The organism is Zoogloea dura (assembly GCF_012927165.1).
GTDB classification, from domain to species: Bacteria; Pseudomonadota; Gammaproteobacteria; order Burkholderiales; family Rhodocyclaceae; genus Zoogloea; species Zoogloea dura.
In genome coordinates, this window is record NZ_JABBGA010000017.1 from 100,590 (window position 1) to 111,572 (window position 10,983).

Annotated in this window: 11 protein-coding genes and 1 rRNA gene; 6 read left to right on the top strand and 6 right to left on the bottom strand. The window is 65.4% G+C overall.

The window, feature by feature from the left end:
• Positions 1 to 23 precede the first annotated feature (23 nt).
• From HHL15_RS18340 to mltB, 4 genes are read left to right on the top strand one after another with little or no spacing between them, the layout of a single operon-like run.
• Positions 24 to 944, top strand: a complete 921-nt coding sequence (locus HHL15_RS18340; protein ID WP_169147254.1) for an AAA family ATPase — start codon at positions 24 to 26, stop codon at positions 942 to 944.
• On the top strand, positions 941 to 1,915 hold the full coding sequence (locus HHL15_RS18345; RefSeq protein ID WP_169147255.1) for a DUF58 domain-containing protein: 975 nt from the start codon (positions 941 to 943) through the stop codon (positions 1,913 to 1,915). The genes HHL15_RS18340 and HHL15_RS18345 overlap by 4 nt, the downstream gene beginning before the upstream one ends.
• Positions 1,908 to 3,851 carry a transglutaminase TgpA family protein gene (locus HHL15_RS18350; protein ID WP_169147256.1) on the top strand — a complete coding sequence of 648 codons (1,944 nt, stop codon included), beginning with the start codon at positions 1,908 to 1,910 and terminating at the stop codon, positions 3,849 to 3,851. The genes HHL15_RS18345 and HHL15_RS18350 overlap by 8 nt, the downstream gene beginning before the upstream one ends.
• Complete coding sequence (gene mltB, locus HHL15_RS18355) at positions 3,848 to 4,885, top strand: lytic murein transglycosylase B (RefSeq protein ID WP_169147257.1); 1,038 nt, start codon at positions 3,848 to 3,850, stop codon at positions 4,883 to 4,885. The genes HHL15_RS18350 and mltB overlap by 4 nt, the downstream gene beginning before the upstream one ends.
• Here the strand turns inward: mltB and arsC are convergent, their stop codons facing one another.
• From arsC to surE, 5 genes are read right to left on the bottom strand one after another with little or no spacing between them, the layout of a single operon-like run.
• On the bottom strand, positions 4,886 to 5,245 hold the full coding sequence (gene arsC, locus HHL15_RS18360; RefSeq protein ID WP_169147258.1) for an arsenate reductase (glutaredoxin): 360 nt from the start codon (positions 5,243 to 5,245) through the stop codon (positions 4,886 to 4,888).
• Positions 5,246 to 5,281: 36 nt separating this feature from the next.
• On the bottom strand, positions 5,282 to 6,217 hold the full coding sequence (gene rpoS / locus HHL15_RS18365) for an RNA polymerase sigma factor RpoS (protein ID WP_169147259.1): 936 nt from the start codon (positions 6,215 to 6,217) through the stop codon (positions 5,282 to 5,284).
• A gap of 38 nt (positions 6,218 to 6,255) precedes the next feature.
• Positions 6,256 to 7,284, bottom strand: coding sequence for a peptidoglycan DD-metalloendopeptidase family protein (locus tag HHL15_RS18370; protein WP_169147260.1), 1,029 nt, complete (start codon positions 7,282 to 7,284; stop codon positions 6,256 to 6,258).
• Between the two features lie 14 nt (positions 7,285 to 7,298).
• Complete coding sequence (locus HHL15_RS18375) at positions 7,299 to 7,958, bottom strand: protein-L-isoaspartate(D-aspartate) O-methyltransferase (protein ID WP_169147261.1); 660 nt, start codon at positions 7,956 to 7,958, stop codon at positions 7,299 to 7,301.
• A complete protein-coding gene (gene surE / locus HHL15_RS18380; RefSeq protein ID WP_169147262.1) occupies positions 7,955 to 8,698 on the bottom strand; it encodes a 5'/3'-nucleotidase SurE in 744 nt (247 codons plus the stop codon). The genes HHL15_RS18375 and surE overlap by 4 nt, the downstream gene beginning before the upstream one ends.
• 285 nt (positions 8,699 to 8,983) lie before the next feature.
• Here surE and msrP point away from each other — a divergent pair, with 285 nt between their 5' ends.
• Together msrP and HHL15_RS18390 are read left to right on the top strand one after the other, a co-directional pair.
• Entirely contained in the window at positions 8,984 to 9,907 is a 924-nt protein-coding gene (gene msrP / locus HHL15_RS18385; RefSeq protein ID WP_169147263.1) for a protein-methionine-sulfoxide reductase catalytic subunit MsrP, read from the top strand.
• A gap of 9 nt (positions 9,908 to 9,916) precedes the next feature.
• A complete protein-coding gene (locus HHL15_RS18390; protein ID WP_169147264.1) occupies positions 9,917 to 10,585 on the top strand; it encodes a protein-methionine-sulfoxide reductase heme-binding subunit MsrQ in 669 nt (222 codons plus the stop codon).
• Between the two features lie 126 nt (positions 10,586 to 10,711).
• On the opposite strand, the gene rrf is transcribed toward HHL15_RS18390, so the two are convergent.
• Positions 10,712 to 10,824, bottom strand: a 5S ribosomal RNA gene (gene rrf / locus HHL15_RS18395).
• Positions 10,825 to 10,983: the final 159 nt, after the last annotated feature.

Below are 10,983 nucleotides of genomic sequence, written 5' to 3' on the forward strand. Positions count from 1 at the left end.
CGAACCTGAAAAAAGCCTGCATCATGCCGATCCACCTCTGCAACCGGCTGCTCGACGCCGCCGGCGAAATCATCCTCGGCAAGGACCGCGCCCTGCGGCTCGCCTTTGCGTGCCTGCTGGCCCGCGGCCACCTGCTGCTGGAAGACCGGCCCGGAGTCGGCAAGACCACCCTGGCCCATGTCCTGGCCCGACTGCTCGGGCTGGAGTTCCAGCGCATCCAGTTCACCAGCGACATGCTGCCTGCGGACATTCTGGGCGTCTCCATCTTCAACCAGCACGATACGGCCTTCCGCTTTCATCCGGGCCCGGTGTTCTGCCAGCTGGTCCTGGCCGACGAGATCAACCGGGCTACGCCCAAGACCCAGAGCGCCCTGCTCGAAGCGATGGAGGAGCGCCAGATCAGCGCGGAGGGCAGGACCTGGCCCCTGCCCACTCCGTTCTTCGTCATTGCCACCCAGAACCCCGCCGACCAGATCGGCACTTTTCCCCTGCCGGAAAGCCAGCTGGACCGCTTCCTGATGCGCATCGCGCTGGGCTATCCCGACCGCGCCGCCGAAAGGCTCCTGCTGGCCGGCGAGGATCGCCGCGAGGTCCTCGCCAGTCTGCGCCCGGCCCTCGCCCCGGGAGAGTTGGACACGCTCTTTGCCGCAGCCCGCCAGGTCCATGTGGCTCCACGCCTCCTCGACTACATCCAGGATCTCCTCGCCCACAGTCGCGAAAGCGCCGGGTTCTCCCTCGGCCTGTCACCGCGTGCAGGCCTGGCGCTGATCGCCGCAGCCCGTGCCTGGGCCCTCCTGGCGGGACGGGAACATGTCCTGCCCGAAGACGTGCAGGCCGTCCTGCCCGCCGTGGCCGGACATCGCCTGAGGGCTGCCGGAGACGCGCCAGCCAGCCCGGAAGCCCTCGTGCGCAGCCTCATCGAAGCAGTTCCCCTGCGCGGATGAAGCTCCGCCAGCTGCCCCATGCGCTGCAGCGCTGGCTGTTCCGGGTCAGCGGCCCCGAGCGAGCGCCGATCGAACTCGGGCAGCGACGGATCTTCGTCCTGCCCACACGCTTCGGCCTGAGCCTCGGCCTCACCCTGACGGTGATGCTGCTGGCCTCCATCAACTACACGCTCAGCCTGGGCTTCGCCCTCACCTTCCTGATCGGGAGTGTCGGCTGGGTCAGTATCCACCACGCCTTTCGCAACGTGGTAGGGCTGAGCATCGCCCCGGGACGCGCAGAGCCGGTGTTCTGCGGCCAGCCGGCCCACTTTGGGGTGATCCTCAGCAACCCGGGCCTGCGCCCCCGGCTGGGCCTCCACCTCGCACCGACCAGACAGCCTCAACCCGGAGCAGGACTCTTCGACATCCCCGGCGACGCCTCGGTCGTCCGCGACATCGAGCTGCCGACCACCGCGCGGGGCTGGCTCCGGCTGCCCCGACTCACCCTGGAGACACACCATCCCCTGGGGTTGATCCGGGCCTGGAGCCTGTTCCAGCCGGATCTGCGCTGCCTCGTCTATCCCGCGCCGGAACCCGCAGGCCCGCCCCTGCCCGGCGGCGGCGAGGGCGCCGCCGGCGATGGTGGCAGCGGCCCCGGGCGGGACGACTTTGCCGGCCTGCGTCACCACCAGCCCGCCGACTCGCCACGCCACATCGCCTGGAAAGCAGTGGCCCGTGGCGGCCCCTGGCGCACCAAGGATTTCGACGGCAGCACCGCCACTGACATCTTGCTGGACTGGTCCTCGATGCCCCCACAGCTTGGCACCGAAGCACGCATCGCACGCCTGACCCGCTGGGTTCTGGAGGCGGACCGGGCGGGCGGCAGCTATGCACTGGCCCTGCCAGGCCGCCGCCTGCCGCAGGGGCGGGGCGCCCCCCATCTCCACCTGTGCCTGAGCGCCCTGGCCCTGCATGGACATGCCGATGCCTGACACACCGCTGCGCCCCGACCAGTGCGACTGGCTGATCGCCGTTGCCGTGCTCACCCTGCTGCCCCACGCCAGCCACCTGCCCGCTGGCCTGTCCGGCATCTGTGTGCTGCTGCTGATCTGGCGCGGCGCCATTGCGCGAGGCAAGGGCTCCATGCCAGGCCGCTGGACACTGCTGGCACTGGCTGTCGTGCTGATCGGATTTGTCGCGCTGGAGTTCAGGCAGGTGTTCGGCAAGGAGCCGGGCATTGCCCTGCTTGCCGGCCTGATGAGCCTTAAGTTGCTGGAGACCAACCGCGTCCGTGACGGGCGGGCGGTCGTCCTTCTCAGCTTCTTCATGCAGCTCGGCCAGTTCCTGTATCGCCAGGACATGCTCATCGCAGCCCTTGCCCTGAGCGGCAGCGTCGCCTCCATCGCCGCCCTGTCCGCCCTGCAGGGCGCCGCGCTCGATGTCGGCCGGCGCATCCGCCAGGCGGCTCTGCTGGTGCTGCAGGGGGTTCCCCTGATGCTGGTGCTGTTCGTGCTGTTTCCCCGCGTCCAGGGCCCGCTGTGGGGCCTTCCCGCCGACGCCTACAACCGCAGCTCAGGCCTGTCCGACACCATGGCGCCCGGCGACATGGCGCGGGTCAGCCAATCTGCCGAGATCGCCTTCCGGGCCAGCTTCGAGGCCCCCCCCCCGCCCTCCGCCGAACGCTACTGGCGCGGCCCGGTGCTGACCCGCTTCGACGGTCACGTGTGGCGCCAGATCCGGACGCCGCTCAGGGAGATGCCCGCCTACCAGACGCAAGGCACAGCCTATGCCTACACGCTGACCCTCGAGCCGCACAACCAGCGCTGGCTGCTAGCCCTCGACTTCCCGGCCGCCGCCGCCGGACTGCGCTACACCAATGACTTCCAGCTGCTCGCCAGGGAGGCCGTCACGGCGCGCCAGCGGATGAATCTGGTTTCCTACCCAGCAACCCCGGTGGGGCTCGACGAATCTCCCTTGCAACTGCGCCTGGCCCTGGCCCTGCCCCCCTCGGGCAATCCCCGGACCCGGGCGCTCGGGGAAGCGCTGAAGGCCCGCGCCGCGAATCCGGCAGCAATCCCGGAGCTGGCCATCGCCCATTTCCGGCAGAGCGGTCTCGCCTACACGCTGGAACCTCCCGCCCTGGGGCAGGACGACGTGGACAGCTTTCTCTTCGACATCCGCCAGGGCTTTTGCGAGCACTTCGCCGCGGCCTTCGTGGTCACCCTGCGGGCCGCGGGCGTTCCCGCCCGAGTGGTCACCGGCTACCAGGGCGGCGAGCTGAACCCGATCGACGGCAGCTTCGTCATCCGCCAGTCCGACGCCCACGCCTGGGCCGAAGCCTGGCTGCCCGGGCGGGGCTGGGTCCGCTTCGACCCCACCGCGGCCAGCGCCCCGCGGCGTATCGACGGTGGCCTCGCCGGGGCCCTGCCCGATAGCGTGGGCGTACCCCTGCTGGTCCGCACCGACCTGGCCTGGCTGCGTGCCGTACGCGACCGCGTGGACGCGCTGAACAACAGCTGGAACCAGTGGGTTCTCGGTTACAATCCGGCCCGCCAGCAGGAGCTGCTTTCCAGCCTGGGGCTTGGGAAAAACGGGCTCGCGGAGCTGACAGCCCTCATGGCAGCGGCAAGCGCGGTCGTGATGGGTGGGCTGATGGCCTGGGCCCTGCGCCGACGCAGCACCGATGACGCAATCGACCGGGCCTGGCAATTGTTCTGCAAACGCATGGCCGCCGCCGGGCTGGCCCGGCTGTCATGGGAAGGCCCTGTCGATTTTGGCCGACGCATCAGCCTGGCGCGTCCCGACCTCGCGTTGCAGGTCGAGGCCATCGTCAACGACTACACCCGCCTCCGATACGCCCCTCCTCCTGGCGACGACGCGCAGCTCAAGCGCTTTCAGGACTCCATCAAGAACTTCCACGCCCGATGACGACCGCTCCCACCTTCCCCCGTCTCCGCGCCCTGGCTGCGCTGCTGCTGACCCTGGCAAGCACCGGCACCAGCCACGCCGCCGAACGCTATGCCGATCGGCCGGAGACCCAGCAGTTCATCGAGGAGATGCAGCAGCGCCACGGCTTCGACAAGGATGCGCTGACCTACATCTTTCGCCGGGCCCAGTACCTCCCGTCCGTGATCAAGGCCATTTCGCCCCCGAAGGACCCGGTTGCGGTACGGTCGTGGGAGCGTTACCGCAGCCGCTTCGTCGAGCCCGTCAGGATCAAGGCCGGCGTGGCCTTCTGGGAAAAGCACCAGGACACCATCCGGGCCGCCAGTGAAAAATACGGGGTGCCGGAAGAGATCATCGTCGGGATCATTGGCGTGGAGACCATCTACGGACGCAACATGGGCAGCTACCAGACCGTCTCGGCCCTCGCCACCCTGGCTTTTGACTACCCGCGCCGGGCACCGCTGTTCAGGGGTGAGCTCGAGCAACTCCTTCTGATGGCCCGTGAGCAGCACCGGGACCCGCTGGATTACCAAGGCTCCTACGCCGGCGCGCTGGGCCTGCCGCAGTTTCTGCCGAGCAGCGTACGCAATTACGCGGTGGACTTTGACGGCAACGGGCAGATCGACCTGCTGGGCAGCCCTGCCGACGCCATCGGCAGCGTTGCGAGATACATGCAGATGCATGGCTGGGAAAGCGGCGCTCCGGTGGCCCGACGGGCCCGGATCGCGCCCGACGCAAGCCTGTCCGAGCTGCTCGCCAACGACATCACACCGGCCTTCGATGCCGCGGCCCTGGGCAGCCGTGGCGTACAGCCCGCCGAGGGCGAAGCCCACACCGGCAAGGCGGCGCTGGTGGAACTGGAAACACCGGGGCGGGACAGCGAGTTCTGGCTGGGCTACCAGAACTTCTACGTGATCACCCGCTACAACCGCAGCAGCTTTTACGCCATGTCGGTCTTTCAGCTGGGCGAGGCGGTCAAGGCCGCCAAGCTGGGCGCGCTGGCGGCCAGACGCTGATCAGGCGTCTTCGAGCAGGGCCAGCACATTCTCCGGCGGCCGTCCAATCACGGCACGCCCGCCACGCACGGCAATCGGCCGTTCGATCAGGATCGGATGCCGCACCAGGGCATCCAGCCATTCATCTTCGCTCAAGGTTCGCCCTTGATACTCCGTCTTGTAAACCTCTTCGCCCTTGCGGACGATGGACTCAGCCGGCACGCCGAGCTTGCGGACAATCCCGGCGAGCTCATCGCGGCCGGGCGGCCGCTTGAGGTATTCAACGATTTCCAGTTCGGCGCCCTTGTCCTGCAGCAGTGCACAGGCGGAACGACTCTTGGAGCAACGGGTGTTGTGATAGATGCGGATGATGTCGGACATGATTCCCGGGGATGGCGATGAAAAGCAGAGCTGGCGCTACAGCAGGACATCCTTTGAGACGCCCCGCCGCTTGATGATCCGCCGCAACTGCCCAAGCGCCTCAAGTTGAATCTGGCGTACCCGCTCCCGGGTCAGGGCGAGGCTCTCGGCCAGTTCCTCAAGCGTGCGTACCTCGCATTCATCGAGGCCATAGCGATGCCGGATGACCATCCGCTGCTTCTCGCTGAGCTGGCTGATCCACTCCCGCACCAGGGTTTCGACTTCGAGGTCCTGGATCTGCACATCGGGCGACTCAGCGTCATCGTCAGCCAGGGACTCGCCGATGGAGAGGGTCGGATCGATGTCGAGGGGTGCGTCCAGCGACGCCGTATGTTCGTTGAGGGCCAGGATGGCGCGGACCTCGTCGACCGAACGCGCGACCCGCCTGGCCACCTCCTCGATCGAGGTGTCACCGTTGCCAGCGGCCTCGAGCTGCCGCTGCGCGCGCAGGACCTGGTTGAGCTCCTTCACCACGTGCACCGGCAGGCGGATGGTGCGCGACTGGTTCATGATGGCCCGCTCGATGTTCTGCCGGATCCACCAGGTCGCGTAGGTGGAGAAACGGAAGCCGCGCTCGGGATCAAATTTCTCGAGGGCGTGGATGAGGCCCAGGTTGCCCTCCTCCACCAGATCGAGAAGGGGAATTCCGCGGTTGAGATAGTGCTTTGCAATATTGACGACGAGGCGCAGGTTGCGCTCGATCATCTTCTGGCGGGCTTCGAAATTGCCCAGGCGCACCTGCCGTGAGAGGTTCAGCTCCTCCTCGGCGGTCAGCAGCGGGTTGGCCCCGATCTCGTTGAGATAGAGCTGCGTGACATCACCCAGAAACTCGGTATCCGGCGACGCAGCAGGCACCTCCAGGAATACCTCGACCTCCGGGGGTAAATCCGGTTCAGGGTTTTCCAGTTCTTCAGGCGCAGCCGGATCGTACATGGAATCCTCTCTGGGTTCGCGCCCTCATCGGGCAGGCGTCAGCGTGGCGGCAGGTACTTGCCCGGATCCACTGGCTTGCCCTGCCGGCGGATCTCGAAATGCAGCTTGGGACGGTCACTGTCGGTGTCACCCAACTCGGCGATCTTCTGACCCTTGTTCACCGCCTGCCCCTCCTTGACCAGCAGGGTCTGATTGTGGGCATAGGCGCTCAGGTAACTATTGTCGTGCTTGACGATGACGAGTTTGCCATAACCACGCAGCCCCGTGCCTGCATAAACGACGCGGCCTCCGGCAGCAGCCAGCACCGCATCCCCGGGCTTGCCCGAAAGATCCACGCCCTTGCTGGAGGTCTCGTTGAATCCGGCGATGACCTTCCCGGCAGCAGGCCAGCCCCATTCGATCGTGCCATTCCCCCCGACAGCCTTGGCATCATCAGCACGTGCCTCGGTCTTCGGTTCCGGCTTGGCCTCGGCCTTCACCTCAGGTCTGGCCTCCGGCTTCTGCTCGGGCCGCGCTTGTTCGGGCCTGAGCTCTGGCTTGACCTCCGGCTTGGGCTCCACCCGGGCGACCACCAGCGGAGCCTCGGGCTTCTGGGCCTGGGCCCAGGCCTTCTCCGAGTAGGGCTGCTTGCCCCCCAGCGGCTCGCGCCGCACACCATCCGACGGCACCGGAGCGGCCACGGCAGCTCCGGCAGCCGGTTTGACCTCAACAGGAGACGAGGTTACCGGCCTGGTCACCGCGGTGGTTTCGGGCGGACGCACCCGCAGCTCCTGCCCGACCTCGATCAGATTGGGGTTCTCGAGCCCGCTCCATGCCGCGATATCCCGGTAGTTCTGCCCGTTGTCCAGCGCAATGCGGATCAAGGTGTCACCCGGCTTGACGATGTAATACCCAGGCCGGGCCACCCTCGGCGGTGCCGGCGGAGCAGCTTGCTCTCCCTTGTCTGCGGAAGCAGGCTGGACAGGACGGGTACGCTCCGAAACCGGAGCGGGAGACTTGGTGGTGGCACAACCGGTCATCCCCAGGGCAACAAGGACGCAGCAGAGCGCAAAACGGGACGACATCATTCGTTCGGGATACATCATTCGGTGCCAGGCAGCAGTGGCACGAAGCGCACTGGGCTGAGGCGTGTTTCTCGGATTCCGCGGGAGGTCCGCTCGATCATCACAAGGACCTGCTCGGCTGCGCCGACAGGAAGCACCATCCGGCCCCCCTCGCCCAACTGCTCGACAAGTGCGGGCGGTATCTTGGGAGCGGCTGCCGCCACGATGATCGTGTCGTACGGCGCAGCCTCGCGCAGGCCCACGCTACCGTCGGCATGTTTCAGACGCACATTCGGCAAGCGCAGGTGGCGCAGATTGTTCCGGGCCCGGTCAAGCAGGTGGCGGAGGCGTTCGACCGAATAGACCTCGGTGGCCACATGAGACAGCACCGCCGCCTGATAGCCACAGCCGGTGCCGACCTCCAGGGTCTTGCCCAGCTCCCTGCCGGCCCTCAGCAGCTCGATCATGCGGGCCACCACGAAAGGCTGGGAGATCGTCTGCTGCAACCCCAGCGGCAGGGCCGTATCTTCATAAGCGCGGGAGGCCAGCGCCTCCTCGACAAAAAGGTGGCGCGGCACCGCCATCATCGCGGCCAGCACCTTCTCGTCCCGCACACCCTGCTCGCGCACACGCTCCACCATGCGGGTCCGCGCCCGCAAAGCGGTCTGCAGGGCTGTCCGCAAGACCTCGCTGCTCATTTTCCGAGCCAGGTGCGTACGGTCGGAATCTGCCCCTGGTGGGTCAGATCCATCTGCAGGGGCGTGATGGAAGCATAGCCATTGGCCACCGCATGAAAGTCAGTCCCCTCGCCGGCATCCTGGGCCGCGCCGGCAGCGCCCACCCAGTAGACCGTCTCGTTGCGCGGGGTCACCGATTTGATGGTCGGCTCCGCCTTGTGGCGCTTGCCCAGCCGGGTCACCTGGATGCCCTTGATCTGATCGTAGGGCAGATCCGGTACGTTGACGTTCAACAGTGTCGGCTCCCTGACCGGAGCCTGCTGGAAGCGCTCCACCAGCTCGCAGGCGATGCGCGCCGCGCCGGAGAAGTCCGAGGCCCCCTTGGCCACCAGCGAGATGGCAATCGCGGGGACACCCAGCAGGAAGCCCTCGGTGGCAGCGGCCACGGTGCCGGAGTAGATCGTGTCATCGCCCATGTTGGCGCCGTGATTGATCCCCGACACCACCATGTCCGGCAATTCGTCCAGCATGCCGGTCACGGCAAGATGCACGCAATCGGTCGGGGTGCCATTCACGAAGTAGAAACCGCTGGCCGCCTTGCGCAAGGACAACGGACGATCCAGGGTCAGCGAGTTGCTGGCCCCGCTACGGTCCCGCTCGGGCGCAACAACGGTCACCTTTCCCATCCTGGAGAGGGCTTCGGCCAGGGCCTGCAGACCGGGAGCAAAATAACCGTCGTCGTTGCTAAGCAGAATGCGCATGGGAGGCAGGGGTCAGACGTTCAGGATTGGAAAATCAGTACTGCGGGAGCCACCCGGCAAGCGGGCGGAAACCTGCAAACCGAAGGGGCAAGAGCCACTCCGGACGGGCGTCGAGTTTAGCAGAGTAGGCTTCCCGGCTGCTAGGCGATCAGGCACCAGCGCAACCGCCGAAAAACGAACCCCGGACGACTTGCACTGTCTCTTCGTTGCGGGGAAGCGCCCCACTGTAAGTTTTCCTGTCCAGATCCGTCTAAGTGACATTGCCAGTCCCAACGAGGTATCACCATGTTGATCCGAACTCCTGCCGACATCCTTCCTTCGGAGATCACGTCACAAGCACACTACGAAGGCCGGAGACGCTTCATAGCGCAGGCCGGCAGCTTTGCCCTGGCCTCCGCGCTACCGGCAGCGCCCGCACTTGCCGGCAACCTGGGACCACTGGCCCGCAACCCCTTCAGCTCCCAGGAGGAGTTGACCAGCCGGAAGGCGATCACCACCTACAACAACTTTTACGAGCTAGGCACCGACAAGGCAGATCCAGCCCAGAACACACACCGCCTCAAACCCAGCCCGTGGACCTTGCGCATCGAAGGGCTGGTCAACAAGCCCCGCAGCTTCAGCTTGGACGAGCTGCTGAAGATCGCACCGCTGGAGGAACGCATCTACCGGATGCGCTGCGTGGAAGGCTGGTCGATGGTCATTCCCTGGGTCGGCATCCCCCTCGCCGCCCTCCTGAAACAAGCGGATCCCCAGGGCAGTGCCAAGTACGTCGAGTTCATTTCCCACTACGACAAGGCGACCATGACCCATGGCGTACTGGACTGGCCCTATAACGAAGGCCTCCGTCTCGACGAAGCGCGCCATCCGCTCACCATCCTTGCTGTCGGGCTCTACGGTGAAACCCTGCCCGTACAGAACGGCGCACCGGTCAGGCTGGTCGTCCCCTGGAAATACGGCTTCAAGGGAGCCAAATCCCTTGTCACCATCCGCCTCACCGAGAAACAGCCTCTGACCGCCTGGATGAAAGCCGGACCGTCCGAGTACGGTTTCTATTCGAACGTGAACCCCGAGGTAGACCACCCCCGCTGGAGCCAGGCCACTGAAAGGCGCATTGGTGAATTCGGCAAGCGCAAGACACTCATGTTCAACGGCTATGGCGAACAGGTCGCCTCGATGTATTCGGGCATGGATCTGCGCCGCTTTTTCTGATTTGCAGCCATGACCCCAACTTCACGCCAGATCAGCAGCCTCAAACTGACGCTGTTCGCGCTCTGCCTCAGCCCTGCGATCCTGCTGCTGCGGGACCTACAACTCGACCGGCTCGGCGCTAACCCCATCGAAGCGCTGACACGGGCCAGCGGAGAATGGACGCTCCGTTTTCTCCTGATCACTCTCACCGTCACGCCCCTGCGCAAGTATTCCGGCTGGCACTGGATCCTGAGATTCAGACGGATGCTGGGGCTTTTTGCCTTCGCCTACGGCACGATGCACCTGATGACCTATGTCTGGCTGGATCAATTCTTCGACTGGCCGGCCATCGTCCGTGACATCTACAAGCGCCCCTTCATCACCGTGGGTTTTACGGCCCTGGTGCTGATGACGCCGCTGGCGCTGAGCTCCAACGCCTTCGCCATCCGGAAACTGGGCGGTCGGCGCTGGCAGGCCCTCCACCGCGCCATCTATCCAATCAGCCTCCTGGGCTGTCTGCATTTCTGGTGGCTGGTCAAGAAGGACATCACCGAACCCCTGATCTACACCGTAATCGCGTGCGCCCTGCTTGGCCTGAGAGCCTGGTGGAGAGAGCAGGAAAGGCGCAAGCAACTGGCTGGAGGTTATTTGCAGCAACAGCGATTTGACGGAAAAGTCATCAGAATTGTCGCCAAATGATCGACTGAGAGCGCGATTGACGATGTGCCGAGTTCAGACAGGGATTCGGCACGTCGCCCTTCCGCAACGAAGCGTAGACGCAATAAACCCCCTGAACGCATTCGTTCAGGGGGTTTTTGTTGGTGAGTCTGACGATGACCTACTTTCACGCACGCGTGTGCACTATCATTGGCGCGGTCCCGTTTCACTGTCCTGTTCGGGATGGGAAGGAGTGGTTCCAAGACGCTATGGTCGTCAGACTGTAACTTGTCCGGTGCTGGCTGTGGCCTGCACCGCAAACTGGAAGAAGTGTTTTGTGTGTTCTTTGGGGTGTGTGACTGTATTTTCTTGCGAGCGTTTCTATTGATGCAAGGTTATAGGATCAAGCCTCACGGGCAATTAGTACTGGTTAGCTTAAC